Raw genomic sequence first — 25,780 nt, forward strand, 5'->3', positions numbered from 1 at the left:
CGCACGGAAATGGAACAGCCGCGGCCGTGCGGCGTTCCAGTTCGTGGAGCATTACGAGTGTCGCTACGGCATGCTGATCGCCTGGGCGGAGGAACTTGGGCACGACCACATCGTGCGCTTCCTCACGACCAATTTGAACGAAGCGAAAGCTGCCAACACCGTTCTCATGGCGCGCAGATGAGTCTTCAGTCAGATGAACGGTTTCCCACCCGTGACCGCCAGGGTCGCTCCTGATGTGTAGCTCGAGAGCGGATCGGCAAGCATGACATAGGCGGTCGCGAGCTCGGCCGGCTGCCCGGCCCGCTGCATCGGCACCTGCTTGCCGAAATTCTTGACGGTGTCTTCCGGCATGGTCGACGGAATGAGCGGCGTCCAGATCGGACCCGGGGCGACCGCGTTGGCCCGAATGCCCTTCGTCGCCAGCATCTGGGCGAGCCCACCGGTAAAGTTCTGAATGGCACCCTTGGTTGTGGCATAAGCCAGCAGGGTCGGATTCGGCATGTCGGAATTCACCGACGCGGTGTTGATGATCGCCGCTCCCGGGCGCATGTGGGGGATCGCAGCCTTGGTGAGATAGAACATGGCGTGGATGTTGGTCTCGAACGTCCGCTGCCATTCCTCGTCGCTGATGTCAGCGACGTCCTTGAACGTGGCCTGATGGGCCGCGTTGTTGACGAGGATGTCTATTCCGCCGAGCTCCTCGACGGTGCGCCGGACGATCGCGCGGCAATGATCGGGATTGCGTATGTCGCCGGGGATCAGGACGATCTTGCGTCCCTCGCGCTCCACCAGCGCCTTGACCTCGGCGGCATCCTCGTCCTCGTTCAAATAGGCGATGACGATGTCCGCGCCTTCCCGGGCATAGGCGATCGCGACCGCGCGGCCGATGCCGCTGTCGCCGCCGGTGATGATCGCCCTTTTTCCGGCCAGGCGCGCCGCGCCCTTGTAACTTTCCTCGCCGTGATCCGGTCGAGGATTCATCGCGCGCGTCGAACCGGGCATCGATTGCTGCTGCGGAGGAAACGGCGGCTTTGGATATTCGGTCATGGAGCGGCTCCAGGAATTTGCTCCGCTAACGGAAAGCCGTCGGAAGCGTTCCTCGCCGTCCCATCATGCCTCTTGGCCAAGCCGCACGATGATGTCGCCCCTGGTGCACCAGAAGGGGGTCGATCTCGCGATCGAGAGGGGCCGCCTCGATCACATGCGCCGCGCTGCCATGGCGCAGGCCTTCAGTTGGCCACAGTCGGCCAGGTCGTACGCAGCCATCTACAAATCTTCGATCCAGGCGGGCAACCGCAAGACAAGCAAGGAACGGAATCGCCTGAGGGACGGTTGCAACTCTACACAGGAGTTTTCGCCATGCGCCGCTCGAAGCCACAGCCGATCCGCAACAAACTCGACCTGGCCGACCGTACTCAAGTGCGGCTCGTCAGAAAGCGTCTTGGGCTGTCGGATTCGGAGCTGACCAGCATCGTCGACCGGATCGGCAACTCGATTGCGGCGATCAGCAAGGAGGCGGCGCAGCAAAGGGCAACCACACTGCCCAAGCCGGACGATGTTCCTCCTGGCACCGTGATCGCTGCGGCGGCCGTCGGCGAGCAGGCGACAGCCGAAATAACGGCGACTGAACCAGTTTCTTGAACGGCTATTCGGGGGAACGATGGATCAACAAATACATTCGGACGACGCTCTGACGCGGGCGGCCTCGAGCCTGCGCCGCTCCCGGATCACCGAGGGCAAGCCGTTTCCGCTCGGCGCCACCTGGGACGGACTTGGCGTCAATTTCGCGCTGTTTTCGGCCCATGCCACCAAGGTCGAACTCTGCCTGTTCGACGATAACGGTGAGACTGAATTGGAGCGGATAGAGCTCCCCGAATATACCGACGAAGTCTGGCACGGCTATTTGCCCGCAGCCCGTCCCGGTACCGTCTACGGCTACCGCGTCCATGGCCCCTACGAACCCGACGCGGGACACCGCTTCAATCCCAACAAGCTCGTGCTCGATCCCTACGCCAAGCAACTGGTCGGCCGGTTGCGCTGGGGACCGGAGCTGTTCGGCTACCAGCTCGACCATGCCGACAAGGATCTCTCCTACGACGAACGCGACAGCGCGCCCTTGATGCAGAAATGCCGCGTCATCGACCCGGCCTTCACCTGGGGCGCCGCCCGCAAGCCGGAAGTGCCGTGGGAGCGGACGATCGTCTACGAGATGCACGTCAAGGGTTTTACCCAGCTGCATCCGCTGGTGCCCGACGCAGACCGGGGCACGTTCTCCGGCCTCGCGCATGCGGAGGTTCCGGCCTATCTGCGATCGCTCGGCATCACCAGTGCGGAGCTGTTGCCGATCCATGCCTTCGTCGACGACAGCTATCTGGTCGAGAAGGGATTGCGCAATTACTGGGGCTACAACTCCCTCGCCTTCTTCGCGCCGGAGCCGCGTTACCTCAAGACGCCGCTGGCGAACGAATTCAAGGCCATGGTCAACCAGTTCCACGCCCACGGGATCGAGGTCATCCTCGACGTCGTCTACAATCACACCGCGGAAGGGAACGAGCTCGGCCCGACCCTGTCTTTCAAGGGCATCGACAACGCCAGCTATTACCGCCTGCTGCCGGACACGCCGCGCCACTACATCAACGACACCGGCACCGGGAACACGGTGAACCTGTCACACCCGCGCGTGCTTCAACTGGTCGCGGATTCCCTGCGCTACTGGGCGACCGAGATGCGGGTCGACGGCTTCCGCTTCGACCTCGCCACCATCCTGGCACGAGAGCCCTACGGTTTCGACGAAGGCGGCGGCTTCCTCGATGCCTGCCGCCAGGACCCCGTGCTCTCCAGCGTCAAGCTGATCGCCGAACCCTGGGACATCGGTCCGGGCGGCTACCAGGTCGGTCAGTTTCCGCCAGGATGGGCGGAGTGGAACGACAAGTTCAGGGACACCGTGCGCGCCTTCTGGAAGGGCGAAGAAGGATCGATCGCGGACTTCGCCAAGCGCGTGTCGGGATCCGGCGATCTCTTCAACAAGCGCGGGCGCCGGCCGTGGGCCAGCGTCAACTTCGTCACGGCCCATGACGGCTTCAATCTCAACGATCTCGTCTCGTACAACGACAAGCACAACGAGGCGAATGGCGAGGACAATCGCGACGGCCACAGCAACAATCATTCCTGGAACTGCGGCGCCGAGGGGCCGACGGACGATCCGGAAATCACGGCGCTACGCGAGCGCCAGAAGCGCAATCTGCTGGCGACCATGCTGTTGTCTCACGGCACGCCGATGCTGCTTGCCGGCGACGAATTCGGACATACTCAGAACGGCAACAACAATGCCTATGCCCAGGACAACGAGACCGCCTGGCTCGGCTGGATGGGCATCACCGCGAACGGCCGCAGCCTGCGCGAATTCACGCGCAAGCTGATCGCCACGCGCAAGGCATTTCCCATTCTCTACCGCAGCCGCTTCCTGGTCGGTTCCCACAACGAGGAGCTGGACGTCAAGGACGTGACGTGGCTCGCGCCGTCCGGAGAGGAAATGACGACGGAGCAGTGGCAGGACGGCAACGCCAAATGCTTCGCTCTGCTGCTCGACGGCCGCGCCCAGGAGACCGGGATCAAGCGCCGCGGCTCGGATGCGACCATGATGCTGATCTACAACGCCCATTACGACGTCGTGAATTTCACCTTGCCCGCCGTCGCCGAGGGACGCAACTGGCTCGGGTTGATCGACACCAATCAACCGGACGGGCAGATGCCCGCGTTCGAGTTCGGGCACGCTTATGCAATGACCGGGCGATCTCTCGTGGTGTTCGGCCTCGCTACCGAGACCGTCGCCACGCGTCGCCTGCGACAAGGCGTCGGAGCGCTGCTGGACGTCGTGGAGGCGCCGCTGCCCGGATAGTTCGCCATGATGGGGCGAGCCGACGCTTCGAGCTGACGCCAACAGGAACGCACGCAGGTCGGAGGCGTTCGAGCAGACGGGGCATCAGTTGGAGAACACCGAGATGAAGTTCACAGGTGCCGTTATCCTCGCTGCCCTTGCGCTGCCCGCAGCAGCCTGGGCGCAGTCCAGCAAGCCTGACGTATCGTCCGCGCCGAGCGCGCAGAATTCAGGGGCCGGCATTGCCGGACAGCCCGGCAACAAGAACGGTCCGGCCGCCAAGCCCGGTGAAACCGTCGGATCGAGTTCGACGAACGCCACCGGCAACCCCGCCGTGCAATCGCAGGACCCGTCGAATATTCAGGGCGCACCGGGCAACAAGAGCGGGCCGCCCGCCAAGCGTCCGGATCAGCGCTGAGAAAGCGCGCGCAATCCTGCCGCCAACGACATCGAACGATCTGCGCCTGACACCACCGGCGCAGATCGTCTCGATAGGAACGAACCTTGAAGCCGCCCGTTCGCAAAGCATCTTCTTCTCCTGTCCTTCGAACCCGAAAGTCCCCCCATGTATCACCACGTCAAGAAGCTGATGTTCACCGTTCGGGTGGACGAGCCGGATCCCCGCTTTGGCAACATGCTGCTTGAGCAGTTCGGCGGCGCCAATGGCGAACTTGCCGCCGCCATGCAGTACTCGATACAGGGGTTGAACTGCGAAGATCCCGATCGCAAGGACCTGCTGATGGACATCGGTACCGAGGAGCTCAGCCATCTGGAAGTGGTCGGCACGCTGGCGCGGATGCATCTCAAGCCGTCGAAGTTCGACCGCCAGGCGGCCGAAGCCGATCCCCTGATCGCGATCGCGGGCGGGGGCGGAGTCAATCTCTTCAACTCCCAGGGAAATGCCTGGACCGCCGACTACCTCAAGATTACCGGCGAGCTCGACGTCGATCTGCGCAGCAACATCGCCGCGGAGGCGCGGGCCAAGATCGTCTACGAGCGGCTGATCAATTTCTGCGATGACGCCGGCAGCAAGGACGCGCTGCAATTCCTGATGACCCGCGAGATCACGCACATGAAGGCGTTCGCGCTGGCGCTCGAAAGCATGGGCAAGCCGGCGTTCAGCATCGGCCGCGTCGCGCCGACGCCCGGCCTCGTCGACCAGTTCTTCAACGATTCCACCGGCGCAGGCGACCATGGCGAGATCGACACGCGCGGACCGTGGAACGAGGGCGGCGACTGGGTCTTCACGGACTCGCCGGCGATCCAGGCGGGCGAGCCGGGTCCGGCCACCGCCATCGTAACGGAGAGCTCGCCGCCGGCGGACGAAGCTGGTCTCGGTGATCTGCTTATCAACGAGCTGCGCGATATCCTGCATGCCGAGAAGCAGTTGACCAAGGCGCTTCCCAAGATGGCGGAGGCTGCCCGCTTCGACCAGTTGCGCGAGCTGTTCGAGCACCACCTCGCGGAGACCGAAGCGCAGGTCGAGCGCATCAACGAATGCTTCGAAATGCTCGGCAAATCCGCCCGCGCCAAGCCCTGCAAGGGGATGATGGGCCTCGTCGAGGAGGGCCAGGAGATCATGGCCGAGGGCGAGGACAAGGAGGACGCGGCGGCCGACCTCGCCCTGATCGGCGCGGCACAACGCGTCGAGCATTACGAGATCGCGGGCTATAGCACGGCGCGCAACCTCGCCCAGCAACTTCGGCACAGTGCCATCGTCAGCCTGCTGTCGAAATCGCTCGCCGAGGAGGAGAACGCCGACCAGCTCCTCAACCAGGTTGCCCGCTCGCTGATGTCGGTGGCGAAAATGCCGGCGACGGTCGAGCAGACCGAATAATCCCTAGGCGTCGAGGAGTTCGAGGAATTCCTCGACGCGGCTGAACGGGTCCTGGTCGCGGCGACCGGAATAGACGACGCGGTCGCCGTCGCGCTGGAGCGATCCCGCCTTCGACTTCGCCCTGGATTTCCGCAGCCGCCCCGGCAGGAACGTCGCGGCGACGGCCTCGGGCCCGACATCGAGCCTGACGATGCCGCGCCGCTTGCAATCGATCCGGAGTCTGGCGGATGCGAAGAAGTCGCGAGCCTCCGGCGGCAGTCTGCCGAAACGGCGCGAGATCTCCTCCTCCAGATCTTCCAGATCGTCGTCGCCGCGGCACCGGGCTGCGCGGCCATAGATCTCGAGCCGGACCGCTTCCGATTGCACGTAGCCTTCAGGCAGCATGTCGGCCAGCGGCATATTGAGATCGGGGACCCACAGATCGGCGCCGGTGTCGCTCCCGCGCTCGGAGGCCAGCTTCAGAAGATGACTGTAGAGCACGGGTCCGAACACCTGGACGTGCCCGGACTGCTGTTCCGAGAACAGATCGCCGGCGCCCCTGAGGTCGAGGTCGCGCTCGCTGATCGCAAAGCCGGCACCCGGCTTGCTGAACTCCTCCAGCACCGCCAGACGCTTTTCGGACTGTTGCGAAGTCGATTCCGTTAGCAGATGGGCAAACGCGCGCGTGCCGCCGCGTCCCACCCGCCCCCTGAGCTGATGCAGCTGTGCCAGGCCGAACTTTTCGGGCCAGCACACCACGATGGTGTTGGCGCGCGGTATGTCGAGGCCGCTTTCCACGATATTGGTCGCCAGCAGCACATCCGCTTCGCCGTCGACGAAACTCATCATCCGGTCGTCGATCTCCTCGACGGGCAATCTGCCGTGCAGACAGACGATGCGCAGCTCCGGCGCCACCGATTGCACCCGCGCCAGCATCGGCTCCAGATCCTGGATGCGCGGACAGATCAGGAAGCTCTGTCCGTTCCGCCTGCGCTCGCGCAGCAGCGCCGCGGCAATGGCGGCTTCCGAAAGCGGCGCGATCCTGGTCACGATGGGAAGGCGATGAACCGGCGGCGAGGCGATCACGCTGAGATCCCTGAAGCCGGCAAGACCCGCAGCGAGCGTGCGCGGGATCGGCGTGGCGCTCATCCAGAGCGAATGAGCACCCTTTGCCAGTCCTGAAAGCTTCGTCTTCTCCGCCGCGCCGAAATGCTGCTCTTCGTCGATGATGACGAGGCCAAGATCGGCGAACTTCACGTCCTTTGCCGCGAGAGCCTGCGTGCCGACCACGACTTTCAGCCTGCCACGCCGCAGCCCTTCCTTCGTCTCCCGCGTCTCCGGGCCTGAACTGGCCCGCGACAGGCTTCCCACCTCGATCCCGAGCGGGCCGAACCGTTTGCGGAAGGTTTCGACATGCTGCCGTGCCAGCACGGTCGTCGGCGCCGCAATCGCCACCTGCTTGCCCGACAGCGCCACCGCCGCCGCTGCGCGCAGCGCCACCTCGGTCTTGCCGAATCCAACGTCGCCGCAGATCACCCTGTCCATGGGATGGCCCGACGCCAGATCGTCGAGGACGTCCTGAATCGCCTTGGCCTGATCGATCGTCGTGAAATAGGGGAAACGCGCGACGAATTTTTCGTAGTTCGCCCCCAGCGGCACCAGTTTGGGTGCACGGCGGCGGCGGCGCTGGCTGATGTGTTTGGCGAGGGCCTTGGCGGCCACCTGGATTTCCGCCTCCGCCTCGGTGCGCCGCGCCCACCAACTGCTGCCGTCCGCCTTGTCCAGCGTCAGCTTGCCGGGCTCGCCGGCATACGGCCAGATCACGGCAAGATCGGACGGCGGCACCAGCACGGCATTGTCGCCCGCAAAGGCGAGCCGGACCATCTCGCGCCGCGATCCCCGTCCCATGTCGAGGGTCTGCAAGCCGTCGAGCACGGCGAGCCCGCGTTGCAGATGGACGATGGCGGCGCCCTTCTCGGGCACGTCAGGATGATCGAACGCCGGATTCCACGAGCGCGCCATCGGCTGCGGATGATGGGCCCGGCTGCCGAGCACGTCGGACGCGGTCACGACGACAAGCGGCTTGCGGCCCGCGCCAATGAACCCCGCGTCGAAATCGGCCAGCAGCGCGGCTTCGCGGCTCCGTCCCTTCGACACTTCGCTCCAATCGGCATGGCGCTCCGCCTTGATGCCGCTCATGCGCTCCATCGCGCGAAGGTCATCCTCGACCGCCGCGACGAACAGCAGCCGCGATCCACCGCGCTGCATGTCGGCGACGAAAGCGCGAAGTGCCTTGCGCGGCGCGGCGAGCTTCGAGAACTCCGGCGTCGAGATGAAGGCGGCCTTGCGCGGCAGCACGCTGAAGCTCTTCTTCAGCCGCTTCCAGTCCGCCTGCCCCAGATATTCGCGCTCCGCATCTCTGCGGCCGGCGGCCTCCTCGATCGTGCCGAGCCAGCTATCGGCATGGGCCGACACCCCGGCATCCACGATCCATCGCGCGCGACCGCAATAATCCGGCAGCGTCGCCCGCTGTCCGCGCGTAGCTCCCAGCGCGATCCGTTCGGACATGGGGTCGATGGTCAATTCCTTGGTCTCGTAGACGACCTCGTGCTCGACCGGATCGACGGCGACGATCTTGCGGATCGTCTCGCCGGAATGCTCGATCCTGAAGGGCGCAAGTGCGCCGGCGGGAAATACTTCGAACGTCTTGCCGTGGAACAGGACGCCCCCAGGATACTCCGCCTCTTCGTCGAGATCGTAGCCGAGCGCTTCCAGCCGGCTCTCCAGCTCGGGCCCCGAATAGGGCGCGCCCACCTTCAGCGTGAGGCTCGACCGCGACCAGCTCGCCGGCAGCGGCAGCCGTTCCATGATGGCTTCCGCGGTGGACACCAGGAAGACCGGCTTCTTGGCCTTGGCGAGGCGCCGCAGCACCGCGCTGCGCCGGCCCGCGATCTCGCGGGACGGCTCGAGGCCGTCGAAGGGCAGCGTGTTCAGGCGCGGAAACACCAGCACTTCGACCAAGGGATCGAGCGCGTGGATCACGCCGCCCAGCCGCTCCGCCCTGCTCTCGTCGTCGCAGAGGAAGACGAGGCCGTCGCGGCCGGATTTTTCCCATTGCTCGAGCAGATGCAGCGCCAGCATACCGAGCGGCGATGAGGAGGCGACCGCGGAACGCGAGGCGCTCTTGCTTTTTGAGCTCTTGCTTCCCGAGCTCTTGCTTTTTGAGCCGCCACTTTTTGAGCCGTCAGCTTTTAAGCCGCTACTTTTTAAGCTTTGGCTCTTCGAGCCTTTGCTTTTTGAGCTCTGGCTCTTTGAGCTCCGGCTTTTTGTCTTTATCGCGCCGGTCGTGGCCCGGGCTTTCCTGGTGGGCGCCAATTTGTATCCAATGTTGTTTCGCAAATAGAGGCGAGCGTCGACGAGCCCTTCGTCGAGCTCCGTCGATAACGCACCTCGGGCCTGAGCGCCCAATGACGTCATTACAATTTTGCAATTGCGTTGAAAAGCGGAGAGACAGGGCGAAGGCAAGCGGCCTGCGGGCAGAAAGCTATTGCAGGACCTTCGGCAGCACCACGACCACGTCGACGCTCTGCGCCAGGATCTGGGTCGCGACCACGGCAAGGTGATGCGAGAACTCGTCCTCGATCTCGGCCGCACAGTCTTCGTTGCGCGCAACGGCAAACAGCAGATTGCCGTCGATTTCGTCGAACCGGATGCCGGCGAAGAGGCGATCGAACGTTTCGGCGCCCGCGACGAACGCGATGCGCGCCTGGATGGCCTGGTCTTCGACGAGTGACAGCTTCCTCATCTGCGCAACATATGGCCGCAGTTCCCGAATGCAAGAGCCGGAAGGCGCTGGCGCGGCGTGCATTGCGAACTATATTGGTGGCATCGTCCCGCCTGACCGCCGTTTGCCCTTGAGGAAAGTCTTGATTCTCTTCCTGCTGCTGATGTTCGTGCCGATCGGCGTGTCGGCCGGCCGCTATTATTTACGCGGAGACGGCCGCGGCAATTGGCAGACGGCGGATCGCTCCAGCGCCGGCCTTCTGCCGTCCGCATCCGCCGATCCGGACGCGCTGATCCGCGTGTTCGCCGCGCGCACCGCGCGCTGGCGCAGCATTTTCGCCGTCCACACCTGGATCGTCGTCAAGGAGAAGGGTGCCGCCACCTACAGCCGGTACGACTACACGGCCTGGGGCGACCCGATTCGCAGCAACGGCTTTGCGCCCGACGGCCGCTGGTTCGGCGCCCTGCCGGAAACGGTGGTCGCGGTCGACGGCGCGCGGGCCGAAGCGCTGATTCCGAAGATCCGCGACGTCATCGAGAATTACAAGTTCCGCACCTATGGCGACTACAGCGCCTGGCCGGGACCGAATTCCAACACCTTCGTGCAGGCGGCGCTGGACGCCGTTCCCGAGCTGCGCGCCGTGCTGCCGCCGACCGCGATCGGCAAGGACTTTCCCTACAGCGGACGCTGGGCCGGCGTCACGGCGTCCGGCACCGGCCTCTACGCCTCGCTCTCGGGCTATCTCGGCATGACCATCGGTTGGGTCGAAGGGGTCGAGATCAATTTCCTCGGCGCGGTGCTCGGCCTCGACGTCCGCCGCCCGGCGGTGAAGCTTCCCGGCATCGGGCGCGTGGGGATCGCCGCCGGCGCGTAAGGGAATGACGGAGCAAGAGGCAGCTCTGCAATGTGTGCTTCAAGTCACAGTGAAATCGATTGCCTTCGCCTATAATGATCTTGCATGGCCGCAAACAAGGTAACGGCGGTACGCACAAGGCTGAGGAGACAATCAACAGCTACGGACTTCCGAAGCCGCCAGGGTGAAGAACTCGGCGGCTTTTTCTCTGTCCAGGGGAATGCGGACAAAGTCAGCGACTTGCTCGCTGCCGATGTGGGCACCAGCAGCGCCAGCAGCTACCGTTTCTCCGGGGGCCCCGAGAGCTTCCTCTGTTCGCGCTCTTGTTCGATCTGCTGTTCCGCTTCGAGCCAAAATTCCACTTCGCGATCGGCCGGGCGACCCGCCTGCTCCCAGAGCTCGTACGCGCGCGTTGGCACCTGACCGCGCCGCATCATGCGAAGCAGCTTCCGCTTCAGCTCCTCAGCGAAGTTCCTGAAACGCTGGATAGTGGTTTCGTCTTTGACAAGCGCCGCCGCTCGCGTTGCGAGTTCGATCTGGTGCTCTATCTTTTTCTGCTCGTCCACCGCAAACACCGTCGTGCGAACGGGCCCGCTTCGCTGCCCGTGCTGCTCAGAACTCCAAGTCTTTCTAGAACCAAGTCGTTCTAGAAGGCTCTGTTCCGTAGCAGAACGGCACCCATGGCGGTCACAGCGTATCCGGCGTCCGCATGGTGTTCGACTTGTCTTCGTTGCGTAGCTCTTGCTCGGCTGCGTGCCAAAATTCTTGCTCGCGGCCCTCCGGCTTGCCTGCTCGCTCCCACAGTCGGTGCGCGCGGTCTCTGATGTCTTGCTCGGTCGGCTCAGGCATTGCATCTCCTGCGATGAAGCACGGCCCCACCCTGGGGGGTATGGGGGGCTTGGAGGCGGGGCCGTGCAGACCAGCAATTGGCGGCAATGCTGGCCCGCGGATTCAAGCCTCGATGGTGCGCAAGAGTTCCTAGCTGTCGTAGCGAACGAGCAGCTTTCAGTTACCTTTCTTCTTCCTGGCCGAAAACGCCCGCGGCATGCATCGCCGCGCACCATCCGAATACCATCGCAGGTCCGATCATCGTGCCCGGACCCGGATAAGTGCCTCGAAAGATCGAGGATGCATCCGTACCGACGGCGTAGAGTCCGGGTATGACCGCCCCATCGCCAGACAAAACCCGGGCGGTTGAATCCGTGCACAAGCCGGCACTGCTGGCGAGATCCGTCGGCCATACCGCGACGGCATAGAATGGCCCGGGACCGATCTGCCGCAGGCACGGATTTGGCTTGGCTGAGGGATCACCATTGAACCGGTTCAACTCGCTTGAACCGCGGCCGAAATCCTGGTCCACCCCGCTGTCGGCATAGCGATTGTATCGCGCAACGGTTTGAGCAAGCGCGCCGCTATCGACGCCGATTTCTTCGGCCAATGCCTCGATTGTCTCGCCCGCCACCAAATATCTGGCCCTCAGAAACTTGTCCAAATCCTTCGTCCCGGGATGAACGAGACCAATGCCGTAGGCCCCGATAAAGGCGCGATCGCAAATCAGGAAAGCCGGCGTCGCCAACGAGGAAGACGCGTTCGATCGCAACATCGCTTCCACGAAGTCGTGATAAGAGTCGGCTTCATTCACGAAACGGCGGCCGGACTTGTTCACGGCAAGCAGTCCCGGCTTGGCACGATCGAGCATGATGTGCGGGAACACCGAAACGTGGCCGTCCGCTTGCGTCATGACCGAGCTTGGCATCCACAGAGCGGGGCTGTCGAGATCGCGCTCGATGACTGCGTCGACGCGTTCGGCCGCGAGCATGCCGTCCCCGGTATTGGACGAAGGCGTGAGTGAAAATCGGCGCGCGCCCTCCGGAAAAAACCTTTCGCGAAGTTCGCGGCTCCAGCCGATGCCCCCCGTTGCCAACACAACGCCTTTGCGGGCACGTATCGCCAATGCGCCGGCCGGTGATGACAAGACCGCCCCAACGACTGCGTCGCCATCGCGGATGAGTTCGCTGAGCTCAGTCTCGTATCGCAGATGGACGCCGGAACGACGGAGGCTGTCAAACAGCCTCGCGACGAGAGCGTTACCCATGATCAGACGCGTTCCGCGCCTGTAGCGAAGCCGATCGAGCAAGTGCCGGCCGACAAGACCAACGACATGCCTGAAGTTCGTCCAGTTCCGGAGCGGCGCCAACAGCGCCGGGATGTCCGCCTTTCCCACCATCATGCCGCCGAGGACCATGAACTCTCGCCGCGGAGGTCTGACGCGATCGAAGTCTTTGCCAAGCTTGCGGCCGTCGAACGCAACGGCGCCGAGCGCACGACCGCCGATCGCTGCACCGGGAAGATTCTTGTAGTCGGGGTGTACCAGCGGCGCCGCAAACACGACGCTCGTCTTCTGCTCGAGATAGTCGAGCATGACGGGACCCGCCTGGAGAAATGCCTCCACGCGCGCGTCCGCGGCGTGCACGCCGAGCAATGCTTCGAGATAGACTCGTGCCGCCTCGATCGAGTCTGGCGTTCCTGCAAGCCGTCCCTGCCGATTGCCCGGAATCCAGACTGTGCCGGCGGAAGTCGCGGTCGTGCCGCCAACCGTATCCGACTTCTCGCAAAGGACCACGTCGAGCCCTTCAAGGGCCGCCACCAGCGATGTCGTCATGCCGGCGGCACCCGCTCCGACGACCAGGAGATCGGTCTCGACATCCCAGGAGCAATCGGCTTGCGACATCCCGCACACCCCTTCCCGTCCCGAAATTCTCAACGCTGGCTGCGCGCCCGCTCCATGATGGCTCTGCCCGCCGCCAACGCCCGGCGCGCGCGCGACGCGGCATCGACGCTCTTTGCCAGTTGAACGGTCGGAACCTCGATGCTGATGGTCAGGTCATTCGGCATCGCGCTTGCCAGCCCCATCAGGTCTATTCCGCCCTCGCCCGGAAACATCCGCTCCTCGCGAGCCGCATGGATGAGCTGCTCCGTGGTCGCCGGGCGTTCGGCCGGGCCGTCGCATAGTTGCCAGTAGTGAAGGCGTTGCGCCGGGATGGCGCGGAGGTCCGCAAGCGAACTCTGCGACCGATCGAAATGCAGCGCATCGACCAGAATGCCGGCACCGGGACGATCGATGCCGCCGACGATGCGCATGGCGGTCTTCAGGTCCGGAACGCTCGTCCAGGGCATGAATTCGAGATCGGAAGTCAGGCCATAGTTCGCTGCCGCATCACAAAATTGCTGGTAGCGATCCGAAAACCGCGCCAGATCCGGATCGTAGGCTGCGACGAGGATGTGTTTGGCGGCGAGGCGCGCGCCCACCTCGAAGAAGGGCGTGAACGACGCGACGTCCGTTTCCGGTCTGAACGCAACGACCTCGAGATCGGCGACAGTCACCCCCGTCAGCTCCAACCGCCGAAGCGTCTCCCGCAGGAGCGGCGCATCGTCCATCAGGCGATAGGCAACACCGCCAGGCGTGGCGGGCAATAGCCTGAGCCCGACTTTTTCGTAGCCGCAGTGCGCCGCCAATTCGATCATCTCGGGCGGCGCAAGCTCGAGCACCGTCAGCGCGGCGAGCGAGAACGCTGCCATCAGCCGAAATCCGCGATACGGGCGTCGAGCGCAAACATGCTTTGATAAACTTCCGGCTCGCTCGCCCCGGTCACGACGTCGGGGGCAATGTCCGCCACTTTCCGCAAGGCAGCCTGCAAAGACGCGACGTCGAGTGCCTCGATCAGCAAAAGCCCCGCGAAAAAGCCCTCGTTCTTCCGCATGCCCTTTTCGGCAGTCGGCACCGATGTCCGCGCCTTGTCGGTCGCGCCGATCTGCACGGCGGCAACCCCGTCACACCCAACCAGCGCCTGAGCCAGACTTTGGGGATCTTTCGGCAACGTCTCGATCCGGAGCGCCGCGATCGACGCGCCCTCGCCCCGCCCTTCCCGCGCGACCATGACACCCCCGCCTCGCATGAAATTGCCGAGCTTCGGCATGATGCGCTGTGACCACGGCGTCGGTGCGTTGAGACGCGCCAGATAGGCTTCGCCGTCGAGCACCTCCGGTGTTTCCAGCTCATACAGAATGAAGAAGCGGTTGATGTCGTCTCTTGCCGCGCGGAACACACGCGATGCCAGGAAACCCTTCGTCGTCACGCGCTCGGTCGTGTGCTCACGCGTCAGCCAGTGCCGATAATCGATCAGATCGTGAGCCTCGACGTCGCTCCAGATGGCAAGAAATCCCCTTCCGCGCATCCCGCCCTCCTTGCCTACGCTTTGCCGCCGGCCGCAAGCCCGTGCAGAGCCGGCGCGATGGTCTGAGGCAATTGCCCAAGCCGTTGGACGGCAGCCAGAATCGCGGCAAGATAGCCGTAAGGACCCAGGCCGCAAATGACCGCCGTGCAGGCACTCGAGGTGATCGAGTGGCGGTGCAGCTCGTCCCGCGCGTGAATGTTCGAGATGTGCACCTCGATCTTCACGCCCTCGAAAATCTTCAGCGCATCGATCAGCGCGATCGAGGTGAACGAATAGGCCGCGGGATTCATGATGATTGCGTCCGCGTCGCCATGGGCGGACTGGATCAGGCTGACGAGCTCGCCCTCCATGTTCGATTGATAGAACGACATCGAAACTCCAAGCTGATCGGCCAGCGCCTGGCAGCTCGCCTCGATCTCCCTAAGCGTCGTCGCGCCATAAATGTGCGGCTCGCGGATGCCGAGGAAATTGAGATTGGGTCCGTTGAGGATCATGATTTTAGCGGCCATTTTTGTCCCTCTTGTCCTTTGTAGAAGCTAAGCGACTAGCCGCCAAACCATTTTGCCGGGATCGTCACCAATCCCGGGAATAGCACCATCGCGAACAGGACGATCAGTTGCGCGATCATGAAGGGCCAGACACCCTTGATGATATCCTCCATGCTGATCTTGGAGACGCCACAGACGACGTTAAGCACGATGCCGACCGGTGGCGTGATCAGGCCTATGGAATTGTTGATGATGAAGAGCACGCCGAAATAGATGGGGTCGATATGCGCCGCCTTGATGACCGGCATCAGGATCGGCGTGAGGATGAGGATCGTCGGCGTCATGTCGAGCGCCGTTCCCACGACCACCACGATCACCATGATCGCCAGCATCAGGAGCGTGTTGTTCCCCATGAAGGGCTTCAGGAGATCGACGACCTGAGCGGAGATTTCGGACACCGTGATGAGCCAGGACGACACCAGCGCTGCGGCGACGAGGAACATGACGACGCTCGTCGTCACGGCAGACGACACCAGGACCGCGTAGATCTCCGACCATTTCAGCTCGCGATAGATGCAGGTCGCAATGAACAGCGAATAGACGGCGACGACGACGCCGGCCTCGGTCGGCGTGAAGATGCCGAAGCGCAAGCCCACGATGATGATCCCGGGCAGCATGAGCGCCCAGAACCCGTCGGTGACGGCGTGCAGAATTTCGCGGAGCGAGGCCCTCGGCGGCGGCGACAGGTTCTCCTTGCGCACCACCCAGTACCAGGCGAGGCAGAGGCCCAATCCAAGCAGGAGGCCGGGAACGATGCCGGCGAGAAACAGCTTGGAGATCGACACGTTGGCGGCGACGCCGAAGATGACGAAACCGATGCTGGGCGGAATGACGGGGCCGATGACGCCACCGGCGGCCACGAGACCAGCCGCGTAGGACTTCTTGTGTCCCGCGGCCACCATCATCGGCACCAGCAGCGCCGCGAGCGCGGCAGCATCGGCCGCTGCGGATCCCGACAGAGACGACAGGATACAGGCCGCCATGATCGTTACGTAGCCCAAACCGCCCCGGAAATGCCCGACCGCAACAAGGGCGACATTGACGATGCGCTTGGCCAGCCCTCCCTTGTTCATGATCTCGCCGGCGAGCATGAAGAAGGGAATGGCCATCAGCGGAAAGCTGTCCGCGCCGTTGATGACGTTCTGCGCCACGATCTGCGCGTCGAACATGTCGATCGTGCTCATCAGGGCGACGCCGCAGATGAGGAGCGCAAAGGCGATCGGCATGCCCAGCGCCATGGCGCCGAGCAGCGAGAACGTAAAGACGGCGATCGTCATGGCGTGATCCAGGTGACGCGAAGGAAATGAACAGGCGTGATGGCGGTGGAGGACATCATTGCTCCTCCGATTCCCTCACAGCCACCATGTCTTCCTCGCTCGCCTGCCCGCTGATCACCCGGTACAGGTCGTAGAGAAGGATAATTGCGGCTGACACGCCAAAGACCACGCCGACGGCATAGAATATCCCGATGGAAAAACCGGTGGCCGGCGCACGGTCGTCGATGTTGATGATGGTCTGGCGCCAGCTTCCCGAAAGCAGCAGCCAGTCGGCAAACAGCATCAGGCAATAGTTGATGACGAAGCAGATGCGCTTGCCGGAGGCCGGCAGCATCCGGACGAGGGTGTCGACGCCGAGATGGGCGTGCTCGCGAAGCGCGACGATTGCGCCGAGAAAGGTCAACCAGACCAGCAGCCAGCGCGACAACTCTTCGGAAATCGCGATTCCGGAGTTGAAGCCGTAACGCAGGACGACATTGCCGAAGACCAGGACCACCATCACCGCGAGACAGGCGGCAATGACGGCTTTCAGGAACGTGCAATAGAGGTCGAGAACTCGCGCCATGCGTGACGTCCGGGCAAATGAGGGTGTGAGCCGGCCACTGGCCGGCTCCGCCGCGTGCGTGATGAAAGAAGTCGACTACTTCACGTTCTTGCGGATGCGCTCGACCTCTTCGTTGAAGAGCTTCACCGTCTCGGGAGGAAGATTGGCTGAAGTCTTGTCCGCGACCGGTTGCGCTGCCTTCCGCATGCGCTCCGTTTCTTCGGGAGCGATCGCGTTGTACTGCATACCCTTGGCCTGCAGCTCCGTCAGAGCCTTTTCAGTCTGAAGGCGCGTCTGCTCCTTCTGGTAGCCGCGGCTTTCTTCATAGGCTTCGCGCATCAGCCCCTGCTCGGTCGGCGACAGCTTGTCCCAGAAGGCCTTGCTCACCAGAATGATGTTCAGGGTGAAGGTGTGATTTGTGGCGGAAACGTATTTCTGCACTTCGTAGAATTTGTTCGAGAGAATGACCGTGTAGGGATTCTCCTGGCCGTCGACGGTGCGGGTCTCCAGCGCCGAATACAGCTCACCGAAGGCCATCGGGACCGGATTGGCCTTAAAGGCACTGAAGCTTTCGAGATAGACCGGGTTCGGAATCACACGAAGCTTAAGGCCGCTGAAGTCCTCAAGCTTGGTGATCGGGCGGGTGCTATTCGTGACGTTGCGGAAGCCCAGGCCCCAATATCCGAGGCCGATCAGCCCCTTCGACGGCAGCGTATCGATCATCGCCTTGCCGAATTTGCCGGTCGCGAGAGCATCGGCCTGCTCGGTCGTGTTGAACAGGAACGGGAAATCGATAAGACCGAATTCCGGAATGACGGTGGCGAGCGATGTCGTCGAGGCCGACAGCATCTCCTGGGTGCCGCCGCGCAGCGCGGATTGCTGCTGCAACTCGTTGCCGAGCTGTGAAGCCGCGAACTCGCGGACCTTCATCTTGCCCCCGCTCTTTGCCAGCAGGATCTCGGCGAACTTCTGCACACCAAAGCTGACGGGGTGATCGGTGTTGTTCAGGTGGCCCCACCTGATCGTCCGCTCCTGGATGTCCTGAGCTGATGCGCCGACCGTCAGCGCCACGCAGATCGCCGTCGCAGACAGCGCCCGTACCAACAAACTCATTCTTACCTCCCTGTTCAATCGGGCACGATCGCGGCGTTAGGCCATTTATTTTCTGCACCCTCAGGTCAATCAAAAAACATAACTATACTTCTCAGTCAAATGATAAAGATGATTTCATCTGATATTTTTGATTACATACGACGTTGGGGTTCTGCTATATTGCTGGTAACATTGATAGTTCGGCCGCCCCATCACAGGGCGTTGCGCGCGCGTTTGCGGGATCGGAGAGCATGACGTCACTTGAGGGGAGGCCCTTGTCGGCGGGCGACAGCGGTTATCAGCGGATTCGATCCGACATCATTTTCGGCGTGCTGACGCCCTCCGGGCGGCTCAAGCTCGACGCCATGAAGGAAGATTACGGCGTCAGCATCTCCACGCTGCGCGAGATCCTCAACCGGCTGACGTCCGAGGGCTTCGTGGTCGCGGAAGGTCAGCGCGGCTTCGAGGTGGCGCCGATATCCATCCAGAACCTGCGTGAGCTCGCCGGTCTCCGCATCCTGCTGGAACATCATGCGATGGCCGAGTCGTTCCGGGCCGGCGACGTGGAGTGGGAAGGCCGGGTGGTGTCAGCGCATCACAAGCTGGCGGCGACCGAACGCACCGTCCTCAGCGAAGGCGACGATCCTGAGCTGCGCAAACGCTACGACGGCGAATTCCACCAGGCGCTCATTTCGAGTTGCGGTTCGCGCGAGCTGATGCAGACCCACGCGGTCGTGTTCGACAAATATTTCCGCTATGCGCTGCGCTACCGCGGCGCCGAGACGATCAATCAGCACAAGGCGCTGTTGGAATGCGCCCTCAAGCGCGACATCAAAAGTGCCAGGGCCGTGCTCACCGAGCACATCAACGGCTGCGTCGCGCATGCCCTCGCCTCCTGGAACGAGGGTTGATCGCCCGCGGCCTGGCGCCGGAGCGTCAGGCATAATTGTCGAGCAGCGAGAAACACATGCGTTGCGGCGTTCCCTTCTCCACGGCCAGACTCGACCGCCTGCTCGACGATGCCGGCATCGACGTGCTGATCGTCACCTCCAAGCACAACATCCAATACCTTCTTGGCGGCTACTATCACTTCCAGTTCGACTATATGGAGGCGATCGGCATCAGCCGGTACCTGCCCATTTTCGTCTATGTGAAGGGCGCGCTGGAGAAGTCGGCCTATATCGCCAACCGGAACGAGCGCGACAGCGTCCAGAACCGGACGAGCGACGGCTACTGGATGCCGGCGATCGTGTTCGGATCGTCGACCACGGTCGAGGCGATGGCACTCGCCGTCAAGCAGCTGAAGTCCGTCGCGCCATCTGCGCTCCGTGTCGGAATCGAGGGCTCATTTCTGCCGGCCGATGCGGCGGACGTGCTGCGCAGGGAGTTCGGCCATTGCCAGTTCGTCGAGGCGATGCGCCCGCTTGAGAAGCTGCGCGCCGTCAAGACGGCGGCCGAGCTGGACGTCCTCCGCGAAGCCTCCGAGCGGGTCGTCGCCTCCATGATGACTACGGTCAACCAGACCCGCCCCGGGCAGAGCAAGCGCGAGATCATCGATCATTTGCGGCAGGCCGAGCTGTCCCGGGACATGATTTTCGAATATGCGCTGGTGACATTGGGAACGAGCCTCAACCGGGCTCCATCCGAACAGCGTCTCGAACCGGGCGACGTCGTCTCACTGGATTCGGGCGGCAACTACCGCGGCTACATCGGCGACCTCTGCCGGATGGCCGTACACGGGACTCCCGACGGCGAGCTTCTCGATCTACTCGGCGAGATCGACCTGATCCAGCAGGCAGCCCGAATGCCGATCCGCGCCGGCCTCTCCGGCAGCGGCATTTACACCGCGGCCAACGAAGCTCGCGCGGTCCGCTTACAGCAAGCAAATGCATTTCGTCGCCCATGGAATGGGGATCGTCAGCCACGAAGCGCCGCGTCTGACGTCGAGCGGCCCTATCCCTTATCCCGCCGACGACGCCAACGAACCGCTTGAAGCCGGCATGGTCATCTCGATTGAAACCACGCTGCCCCACGCGCGCGGCTTCATCAAGCTGGAGGATACGATCGTTGTCACCACGGACGGATACGAGGCTTTCGGAGACAGCGCTCGTGGCTGGAATCGGATATCGGGATGACCGCCGACCTGATCCCCGCGCATCGGGTCGAGACCGCAGTAGCCGCGGCCGACATTCTCGGCGAGACGCCGTTGTGGTGCGACCGTTCCCGCAAGCTGTGGTGGGTCGACATCGACCGGCAGTTGCATCAATCCTTCGATCCGGCAACCGGCGCTCATCAGGTCTTTCCGTACGCGTGCAACTTCCTCGGCAGTCAGGCTCTGACGGCAGATGGCTCCCACCTGCTCGCGCAGGATCTGCGCCTTTATCGCCGGTCGTCCGGCGACGGTCCTCCAAGTCAGCTCTGTGAGGTCGAAAGCGGTCCCGACAACCGCCTCAACGACGGGCGCGTCGACGCGCGGGGCCGACTATGGATCGGCACCATGGACAACCAGCTGCATCGGCCGAACGGGTCGCTGTATCGTGTGGACGCGGACGGGCGGACGGCGCACATGTTCGGCGATGTCATCGTCACGAATGGAATTGCGTTCTCACCCGACAATCGCACGCTCTATTTCACGGATACGAGGCGATACCGCACCTGGCAGTTCGACTTCGATCTCGATGACGGCGCGATCCGCAACAGACGACTGTTCGCAGACTACAGCGCCTCCGGGGAGAGGCCTGACGGCGCGTGCATCGACGTTGCCGGCGGGCTGTGGACCGCATTCTTCTCCGGCGGCCGGGTGATACGCTACCGGCCGGATGGCCGGATCGACACCGTTATTCCGGTGCCGGCGACCAATCCGACCTGCTTGTGCTTCGGCGGACCTGATCTGAAGACATTGTTCGTTACGACGGCGAGGAAGTTTCTGGATCGCGAGCAATTGAGCCTTGAACCCCAAGCGGGTCATGTTCTTGCCATTCATGGCATCGCACAGGGACTTCCAGAGCACCGCTTCGCCAATTCATTCTGAACTCTTGCCAGCGGGCCATTGATGGCAAGTATTCCTTGCCTCCTAACAACCGCTATTCTCTTCGGCCATTCGCCGCTCCCGGCGTGCCTTCACGCGACCTTCAGGGCTGCCTTGCTGTCGGAATCGAGGAATCCTGTAAGTCGGTCCCTGATCAGTCGCTCGGCGTCCGCCATGATGCGATCGATCAGCTCCTTCACGGTCGGAATGTCGCGAATGAGTCCAACGACCATGCCGCAGCTCCAGGCGCCCGCGTCCATATCGCCGTCGATCATCACCTTGGGATAAACGCCCCCCACCTGGTCGTGGATATCGTCGATCTTGAGGCCCTTGCCCTTCGCGCGCTCGATCTCGAGCAACTGCTCGACACCCTTGTTGTTCAAGACTCGCTCCGTATTCCGGAGCGCACGCATGACCAGCCGGGTGTCCAGCTCTGATGCCTTGACCAACGCATTCTTGACGTTCTCATGCACCGGCGCTTCCTTGGTGGCGATAAAGCGCGTGCCCATGTTCACGCCGGCGGCGCCCATTGCGAGTGCCGCAACCAAGCTGCGCGCGTCGGCCATGCCGCCCGAGGCAACGAAGGGTATTTTCAGCTCTTCGGCCGCACGCGGCAACAGGATCATATTGGGCATGTCGTCTTCGCCGGGATGGCCGCCACATTCGAAACCGTCGACGCTGACCGCATCGCAACCGATCTGCTCGGCCTTGAGCGAGTGCCGCACAGACGTACATTTGTGGATCACCTTGATGCCGACTGCCTTCAGGGCGGGCATATACTGTTCGGGGCTGCGCCCAGCAGTTTCGACGATCTTGACGCCGCCCTCCCTGATGGCAGCGATGTATTCCGGATAGGGCGGCGCGGTGAAGGTCGGCAGAAAGGTCAGGTTCACGCCGAACGGCTTGTCCGTCATGTCGCGGCAGCGCGCGATCTCCTTGGCCAAAAGTTCCGGTGTCCGTTGCGTCAGGCCGGTGATGACCCCGAGCCCGCCGGCATTCGACACAGCGGCCGCAAGTTCGGCGAACCCCACATAGTGCATTCCACCCTGAATGATCGGATGTTCGATGCCGAACATTTCGGTGATTGCTGTCTTCACAAATGCCTCCAGTATGTTGATGGACGTCCGGTTCCGGCGAGTTGTCTAATGAATGATTTCGAGCAGCCCTGCTGCGCCCATGCCGCCCCCCACGCACATGGTGACGACAGCGTATTTGGCCTTGCGCCGGCGGCCCTCGATCAGGGCGTGGCCGGTCAGCCGCGCCCCGGTCATGCCGTAGGGATGGCCGACTGCGATCGAGCCGCCGTTGACGTTGAGCTTTTCCGGATCGATCCCGAGCTTGTCGCGACAATGGATCACCTGCACCGCGAATGCCTCGTTCAGTTCCCAGAGATCGATGTCATCGACCCTAAGTCCGTGTCGCTTGAGCAGTCTGGGCACGGCATAGACCGGACCAACGCCCATCTCGTCCGGTTCACAGCCGGCCGAGACAAAGCCGCGGAAGATACCGAGCGGCTTCAGCCCCTTCTCCGCCGCCAGCTTGTCGCTCATGATGACAGCGGCACTGGCACCGTCGGAAAGCTGACTGGCATTGCCGCCGGTGACCGTGAAGCCCGGCCCCTTGGCCGGCTTGACGCCTGCGAGAGCTTCGGCCGTCGTATCGGGACGCGGCCCCTCGTCAGCCGACAGCGTCACCTGCTGATAGGACACAGCGCCACTCGCCTTGTCCGTGACCGCCATGGTCGTCTTGATCGGTGCGAGTTCGTCTGTGAACCGGCCGGCCTGCTGCGCAGCTGCCGTCCGGCGCTGACTCTCCAGGCTGTACTCATCCTGGCGTTCACGCGAGATATGGTAGCGTTTCGCCACGACCTCGGCGGTGTCCAGCATCGCGATGTAGGCGTCTCCCTTCATCGCGAGCAGCTCCGGATCGACGGCATGAAAGCTGTTGTATTGGTTGTTCTGGACCAGGCTGATGGATTCGCCGCCGCCGCCGATGGCGACCTCAACGCCGTCGAAAATGACCGAACGCGCAGCCAGCGCAATCGCCTGAAGCCCCGACGCACACTGGCGATCGATCGTCGTTCCGGCCACGCTCACCGGAAGTCCAGCACGCAGCAGCGCCTTGCGCGCGATGTTGGTCCCCGTGGTGCCCTGTTGCATGGCGCAGCCCATCACGACATCCTCAACCTCCGCGCCCTCGACCTTCGCGCGCGACAGTGCCGAGGAGATGGCATGCCCGAGCAGCGTCGCGCCTTCGGTGTGATTGAGCGCGCCCTTGTAAGCCTTGCCAATGGGAGTACGCGCGGTCGAGACGATCACGGCTTCGGTCATTTTTACCTCGGGTTGGGGTACGGCAGGCGAGTTGCTGCGTTGAATGGAGATTCAGCTCTGCTGCGCGTACCGCATCAGATGATAGGAGGGGTCTCCGAACTGAATGTTGATGGAGCTTATTCGCTTGAAGTAATGGCCGACGTTCAGTTCGTCGCTCATGCCCATGCCGCCATGCAGTTGCACCGCCTGCTCTGCGACGAAGCGCGCTGCGTAGCCGACCTTGGATTTGGTGCCAGACGCCAGTTTCGATCCATTCGGCTCCTGAGCGGCGAGGCTGAGGTTCAGATGCTGGGTGAGCGAGATGGCCTCTTCGAGCGCGATGAACATGTCGACCATGCGGTGCTGCAACACCTGAAAGGTCCCTAGCGCTACCCCGAACTGCTTGCGGGTTTTGCTGTATTCGAGCGTCGCGGAATTCAGCACGGACATCGCTCCGACCGCCTCGGCGCAGAGCGCCGCAATGGCGCGCTCGCGGCAGGCCTCGAGGGCCGCAACGCCTTCGCCTTCGCGGCCGAGCAGCTGGCCGGCGGGCACCTCGACGTTCATCAGCGTCAGTTCGGCAGCGCGCCGTCCATCGATGGTCTTGAAGCTCTGCAAATGGAGATTGGCCGAACGGCTATCGACGACAAACAGGCTCACGCCGTCCCGATCGTGAGGACCACCGGACGTCCGCGCCGATACGATCAACTTGTCGGCCCACGGCGCACCGACCACCGCGGCCTTTGACCCACTCAGGACAAAGCTTCCACCCTGGCGCCGGGCTGTCGTGGTGACGTTGTTGAAATCATAGCGCGATCGCCCTTCCGCCCAGGCCAGCGCCCATATCGCCTCACCCTCCATGATCCTCGGCAGCAATGCCTCACGCTGTTCCGGCGAGGCGACCTCCTCGATCAGGCCGCCTGCGAGAACCACCGTCTCGAAATACGGTTCGACGACGAGGTTGCGGCCAAACTCCTGCATCACGATCATGGTTGCCAGCGAGCCGCCCCCCAGGCCGCCGGAGCTCTCCTGGAACGGCGCCGCGCAGAGTCCAAGCTCGGCGAAGGCTTTCCAGTGCCTGCGGCTCCAGCCCTCATCGGTCGAGACGATCTTGCGGCGCTCGTCGAAGTCGTATTGCTCGCGCAGAAAGCGTTGGATGCTCGAACGGAGCAACTCCTGCTCTTCCGTCAACTGGATGTCCATGAGGTGCCTCGTGCGATGTCGTCAGAGACCGAGCACCGCTTTCGCGATGATGTTGCGCTGGATTTCATTCGATCCCCCGTAAATGCTCAGCTTTCGGGAGTTCAAATATTTCTCGGTTGCCGTGTGTCCATAGTCCGGTCCCGGCATGAACCGGTTGGCGGTTACCGGGTGCTCGCGGATGGCCAGCCCGTAATTGCCGATCGCCTGATGGGTCAGGTCCGTAATGCGCTGGAATATCTCCGTGCCCCTGATCTTGAACAACGATGCAGCCGGACCCGGATCGATGCCGCGCGACATCTGGGCAACGATGCGCAGCTCCGTCGCCTCCAGTGCGAGCACATCGAGCTCGACGCGCGCGATCTCCCTGATGAACTCTCCGAACGCCGGATCGCCCTCACCGACCTCGGTTCGCACGATCTGCTTGAGACGCGCGAGATGACGGGTCGACCGGCCGATCCCGGCCATGCTCGTACGCTCGTTCCCGAGCAGAAATTTCGCGTAGGTCCAACCCGTGTTCTCTTCGCCGATCAGATTCTCCGCGGGGACGCGCACGTCCTCCAGGAAGACATCATTGACTTCGTGCGATCCGTCGATCGTGATGATCGGCCGCACGGTAACCCCGGGCGATTTCATGTCGATCAACAGGAAGGAAATGCCGGCTTGGGGTTTTGCCGACGGATCCGTCCGCACCAGGCAGAAGATCCAGTCGGCATGTTGGGCCAGCGTCGTCCAGGTCTTGTGGCCGTTGACGACATAGTGGTCGCCGTCGCGCACCGCCTTGGTGCGGACTGATGCCAGGTCGGACCCTGAGCCGGGCTCCGAATAGCCCTGGCACCACCAATCCTCGCCGGAGAGGATTCGCGGCAGATACTTCTTCTTCTGCGCGTCGTTGCCGAAAGTGTAGATGACCGGACCGACCATGGTGACGCTGAACGCGAGCGGCGGCAGCGTCCCGGCCCGTGACGTCTCCTGCTCGAAGATGAAGCGCTGCGTGACCGACCAGCCCGGGCCGCCATATTCCTTTGGCCACAGCGGAGCGATCCAGCCCTTCCTGTTGAGTATCCGGTGCCAAAGCAGCGATTGCTCCTTGGTCAAATCGGTCTCGGGGTTTGGAACGCGCATTTCCTGCGGATAGTTCTCCGCAATGAAAGCGCGCAGCTCGTCACGAAACGCAGCGTCCTCACGGGAAAGATTGAGCTCCATCGTGAAAGCTC

At 63.0% G+C, this 25,780-nt stretch carries 24 protein-coding genes and 2 pseudogenes; 11 read left to right on the plus strand and 15 right to left on the minus strand.

Features of this window, described 5'->3' with window-relative positions; translation table 11 throughout:
• Positions 1-37: 37 nt before the first annotated feature.
• A pseudogene (locus IVA74_RS23190) lies at positions 38-181 on the plus strand (DUF892 family protein); the annotation flags it as partial.
• An 8-nt stretch (positions 182-189) separates the two neighbouring features.
• Here the strand turns inward: IVA74_RS23190 and IVA74_RS23195 are convergent.
• Positions 190-1,047 (minus strand): SDR family oxidoreductase, encoded by an 858-nt coding sequence (locus IVA74_RS23195; RefSeq protein WP_247348430.1) that lies wholly within the window; start codon positions 1,045-1,047, stop codon positions 190-192.
• 312 nt (positions 1,048-1,359) lie between these two features.
• Here IVA74_RS23195 and IVA74_RS23200 point away from each other — a divergent pair, with 312 nt between their 5' ends.
• The 4 genes from IVA74_RS23200 to IVA74_RS23215 all read left to right on the plus strand — a co-directional run bounded on the left by IVA74_RS23200 (position 1,360) and on the right by IVA74_RS23215 (position 5,714).
• On the plus strand, positions 1,360-1,641 hold the full coding sequence (locus IVA74_RS23200) for a DUF3606 domain-containing protein (protein WP_247348501.1): 282 nt from the start codon (positions 1,360-1,362) through the stop codon (positions 1,639-1,641).
• Positions 1,642-1,660: 19 nt separating this feature from the next.
• A complete protein-coding gene (gene glgX, locus IVA74_RS23205) occupies positions 1,661-3,898 on the plus strand; it encodes a glycogen debranching protein GlgX (protein ID WP_247348433.1) in 2,238 nt (745 codons plus the stop codon).
• Positions 3,899-4,001: 103 nt separating this feature from the next.
• Entirely contained in the window at positions 4,002-4,295 is a 294-nt protein-coding gene (locus IVA74_RS23210) for a hypothetical protein (protein WP_247348503.1), read from the plus strand.
• A 147-nt stretch (positions 4,296-4,442) separates the two neighbouring features.
• Positions 4,443-5,714, plus strand: coding sequence for a DUF892 family protein (locus IVA74_RS23215; protein WP_247348436.1), 1,272 nt, complete (start codon positions 4,443-4,445; stop codon positions 5,712-5,714).
• A gap of 3 nt (positions 5,715-5,717) precedes the next feature.
• Here IVA74_RS23215 and IVA74_RS23220 read toward each other — a convergent pair whose 3' ends face one another.
• Positions 5,718-8,834, minus strand: a complete 3,117-nt coding sequence (locus IVA74_RS23220) for a DEAD/DEAH box helicase (RefSeq protein WP_346730971.1) — start codon at positions 8,832-8,834, stop codon at positions 5,718-5,720.
• 43 nt (positions 8,835-8,877) lie between these two features.
• Here IVA74_RS23220 and IVA74_RS41235 point away from each other — a divergent pair, with 43 nt between their 5' ends.
• A complete protein-coding gene (locus IVA74_RS41235) occupies positions 8,878-9,096 on the plus strand; it encodes a hypothetical protein (RefSeq protein WP_346730972.1) in 219 nt (72 codons plus the stop codon).
• Positions 9,097-9,237: 141 nt separating this feature from the next.
• Here the strand turns inward: IVA74_RS41235 and IVA74_RS23225 are convergent, their stop codons facing one another.
• The gene (locus IVA74_RS23225; RefSeq protein ID WP_247348440.1) at positions 9,238-9,498 is read right to left on the minus strand and encodes a hypothetical protein; all 261 of its coding nucleotides are present in this window, start codon (positions 9,496-9,498) and stop codon (positions 9,238-9,240) included.
• A 121-nt stretch (positions 9,499-9,619) separates the two neighbouring features.
• Between IVA74_RS23225 and IVA74_RS23230 the strand changes: the two genes are divergently transcribed.
• Together IVA74_RS23230 and IVA74_RS41240 are read left to right on the plus strand one after the other, a co-directional pair.
• The gene (locus IVA74_RS23230) at positions 9,620-10,351 is read left to right on the plus strand and encodes a DUF3750 domain-containing protein (RefSeq protein ID WP_247348442.1); all 732 of its coding nucleotides are present in this window, start codon (positions 9,620-9,622) and stop codon (positions 10,349-10,351) included.
• A 302-nt stretch (positions 10,352-10,653) separates the two neighbouring features.
• Complete coding sequence (locus IVA74_RS41240) at positions 10,654-10,980, plus strand: hypothetical protein (protein WP_346730973.1); 327 nt, start codon at positions 10,654-10,656, stop codon at positions 10,978-10,980.
• Between the two features lie 37 nt (positions 10,981-11,017).
• On the opposite strand, the gene IVA74_RS23240 is transcribed toward IVA74_RS41240, so the two are convergent.
• From IVA74_RS23240 to IVA74_RS23275, 8 genes are all read right to left on the minus strand, one after another.
• Positions 11,018-11,179, minus strand: a complete 162-nt coding sequence (locus tag IVA74_RS23240; RefSeq protein ID WP_247348444.1) for a DUF2934 domain-containing protein — start codon at positions 11,177-11,179, stop codon at positions 11,018-11,020.
• A gap of 160 nt (positions 11,180-11,339) precedes the next feature.
• Positions 11,340-13,061, minus strand: coding sequence for an FAD-dependent oxidoreductase (locus tag IVA74_RS23245; RefSeq protein WP_247348446.1), 1,722 nt, complete (start codon positions 13,059-13,061; stop codon positions 11,340-11,342).
• Positions 13,062-13,090: 29 nt separating this feature from the next.
• A complete protein-coding gene (locus IVA74_RS23250) occupies positions 13,091-13,879 on the minus strand; it encodes a TIM barrel protein (RefSeq protein WP_247348448.1) in 789 nt (262 codons plus the stop codon).
• 29 nt (positions 13,880-13,908) lie between these two features.
• The gene (locus tag IVA74_RS23255) at positions 13,909-14,565 is read right to left on the minus strand and encodes a hypothetical protein (protein WP_247348450.1); all 657 of its coding nucleotides are present in this window, start codon (positions 14,563-14,565) and stop codon (positions 13,909-13,911) included.
• A 14-nt stretch (positions 14,566-14,579) separates the two neighbouring features.
• The gene (locus IVA74_RS23260; RefSeq protein WP_247348452.1) at positions 14,580-15,074 is read right to left on the minus strand and encodes a type II 3-dehydroquinate dehydratase; all 495 of its coding nucleotides are present in this window, start codon (positions 15,072-15,074) and stop codon (positions 14,580-14,582) included.
• Between the two features lie 35 nt (positions 15,075-15,109).
• Positions 15,110-16,390: a TRAP transporter large permease subunit gene (locus IVA74_RS23265; RefSeq protein WP_247348454.1), complete on the minus strand. Its 1,281-nt coding sequence runs from the start codon at positions 16,388-16,390 to the stop codon at positions 15,110-15,112.
• A gap of 55 nt (positions 16,391-16,445) precedes the next feature.
• Complete coding sequence (locus IVA74_RS23270) at positions 16,446-16,955, minus strand: TRAP transporter small permease (protein ID WP_247348456.1); 510 nt, start codon at positions 16,953-16,955, stop codon at positions 16,446-16,448.
• A gap of 75 nt (positions 16,956-17,030) precedes the next feature.
• Positions 17,031-18,047 (minus strand): TRAP transporter substrate-binding protein, encoded by a 1,017-nt coding sequence (locus IVA74_RS23275; RefSeq protein WP_247348459.1) that lies wholly within the window; start codon positions 18,045-18,047, stop codon positions 17,031-17,033.
• Between the two features lie 230 nt (positions 18,048-18,277).
• Here IVA74_RS23275 and IVA74_RS23280 point away from each other — a divergent pair, with 230 nt between their 5' ends.
• The 3 genes and pseudogenes from IVA74_RS23280 (at position 18,278) to IVA74_RS23290 (ending at position 21,057) form a co-directional block, all read left to right on the plus strand.
• Entirely contained in the window at positions 18,278-18,937 is a 660-nt protein-coding gene (locus IVA74_RS23280) for an FCD domain-containing protein (RefSeq protein ID WP_247348462.1), read from the plus strand.
• Between the two features lie 56 nt (positions 18,938-18,993).
• A pseudogene (locus IVA74_RS23285) lies at positions 18,994-20,161 on the plus strand (Xaa-Pro peptidase family protein).
• A complete protein-coding gene (locus IVA74_RS23290; protein WP_247348465.1) occupies positions 20,158-21,057 on the plus strand; it encodes an SMP-30/gluconolactonase/LRE family protein in 900 nt (299 codons plus the stop codon). Before IVA74_RS23285 ends, IVA74_RS23290 begins: the two are co-directional and overlap by 4 nt.
• Before the next feature lie 89 nt (positions 21,058-21,146).
• Here IVA74_RS23290 and IVA74_RS23295 read toward each other — a convergent pair whose 3' ends face one another.
• Genes IVA74_RS23295 through IVA74_RS23310 form a run of 4 tightly spaced genes read right to left on the minus strand, consistent with a single transcriptional unit; the run spans position 21,147 to position 25,769 of the window.
• A complete protein-coding gene (locus tag IVA74_RS23295) occupies positions 21,147-22,151 on the minus strand; it encodes a nitronate monooxygenase family protein (RefSeq protein ID WP_247348467.1) in 1,005 nt (334 codons plus the stop codon).
• Positions 22,152-22,196: 45 nt separating this feature from the next.
• Positions 22,197-23,384, minus strand: coding sequence for an acetyl-CoA C-acyltransferase (locus tag IVA74_RS23300; protein ID WP_247348469.1), 1,188 nt, complete (start codon positions 23,382-23,384; stop codon positions 22,197-22,199).
• Between the two features lie 51 nt (positions 23,385-23,435).
• On the minus strand, positions 23,436-24,566 hold the full coding sequence (locus tag IVA74_RS23305) for an acyl-CoA dehydrogenase family protein (protein ID WP_247348471.1): 1,131 nt from the start codon (positions 24,564-24,566) through the stop codon (positions 23,436-23,438).
• Positions 24,567-24,587: 21 nt separating this feature from the next.
• Positions 24,588-25,769, minus strand: a complete 1,182-nt coding sequence (locus IVA74_RS23310; RefSeq protein ID WP_247348472.1) for an acyl-CoA dehydrogenase family protein — start codon at positions 25,767-25,769, stop codon at positions 24,588-24,590.
• Between the last annotated feature and the right edge of the window lie 11 nt (positions 25,770-25,780).

The organism is Bradyrhizobium sp. 132 (genome assembly GCF_023074185.1).
GTDB lineage: Bacteria > Pseudomonadota > Alphaproteobacteria > Rhizobiales > Xanthobacteraceae > Bradyrhizobium.

Coding starts and splice junctions, on each gene's coding strand:
- IVA74_RS23195 (WP_247348430.1), bottom strand. CDS start 1,047: ATGACCGAATATCCAAAGCCGCCGTTTCCTCCGCAGCAGCAATCGATG.
- IVA74_RS23200 (WP_247348501.1), top strand. CDS start 1,360: ATGCGCCGCTCGAAGCCACAGCCGATCCGCAACAAACTCGACCTGGCC.
- glgX (WP_247348433.1), top strand. CDS start 1,661: ATGGATCAACAAATACATTCGGACGACGCTCTGACGCGGGCGGCCTCG.
- IVA74_RS23210 (WP_247348503.1), top strand. CDS start 4,002: ATGAAGTTCACAGGTGCCGTTATCCTCGCTGCCCTTGCGCTGCCCGCA.
- IVA74_RS23215 (WP_247348436.1), top strand. CDS start 4,443: ATGTATCACCACGTCAAGAAGCTGATGTTCACCGTTCGGGTGGACGAG.
- IVA74_RS23220 (WP_346730971.1), bottom strand. CDS start 8,834: ATGCTGGCGCTGCATCTGCTCGAGCAATGGGAAAAATCCGGCCGCGAC.
- IVA74_RS23225 (WP_247348440.1), bottom strand. CDS start 9,498: ATGAGGAAGCTGTCACTCGTCGAAGACCAGGCCATCCAGGCGCGCATC.
- IVA74_RS23240 (WP_247348444.1), bottom strand. CDS start 11,179: ATGCCTGAGCCGACCGAGCAAGACATCAGAGACCGCGCGCACCGACTG.
- IVA74_RS23245 (WP_247348446.1), bottom strand. CDS start 13,061: ATGTCGCAAGCCGATTGCTCCTGGGATGTCGAGACCGATCTCCTGGTC.
- IVA74_RS23255 (WP_247348450.1), bottom strand. CDS start 14,565: ATGCGCGGAAGGGGATTTCTTGCCATCTGGAGCGACGTCGAGGCTCAC.
- IVA74_RS23260 (WP_247348452.1), bottom strand. CDS start 15,074: ATGGCCGCTAAAATCATGATCCTCAACGGACCCAATCTCAATTTCCTC.
- IVA74_RS23265 (WP_247348454.1), bottom strand. CDS start 16,390: ATGACGATCGCCGTCTTTACGTTCTCGCTGCTCGGCGCCATGGCGCTG.
- IVA74_RS23270 (WP_247348456.1), bottom strand. CDS start 16,955: ATGGCGCGAGTTCTCGACCTCTATTGCACGTTCCTGAAAGCCGTCATT.
- IVA74_RS23275 (WP_247348459.1), bottom strand. CDS start 18,047: ATGAGTTTGTTGGTACGGGCGCTGTCTGCGACGGCGATCTGCGTGGCG.
- IVA74_RS23280 (WP_247348462.1), top strand. CDS start 18,278: ATGACGTCACTTGAGGGGAGGCCCTTGTCGGCGGGCGACAGCGGTTAT.
- IVA74_RS23290 (WP_247348465.1), top strand. CDS start 20,158: ATGACCGCCGACCTGATCCCCGCGCATCGGGTCGAGACCGCAGTAGCC.
- IVA74_RS23300 (WP_247348469.1), bottom strand. CDS start 23,384: ATGACCGAAGCCGTGATCGTCTCGACCGCGCGTACTCCCATTGGCAAG.
- IVA74_RS23305 (WP_247348471.1), bottom strand. CDS start 24,566: ATGGACATCCAGTTGACGGAAGAGCAGGAGTTGCTCCGTTCGAGCATC.
- IVA74_RS23310 (WP_247348472.1), bottom strand. CDS start 25,769: ATGGAGCTCAATCTTTCCCGTGAGGACGCTGCGTTTCGTGACGAGCTG.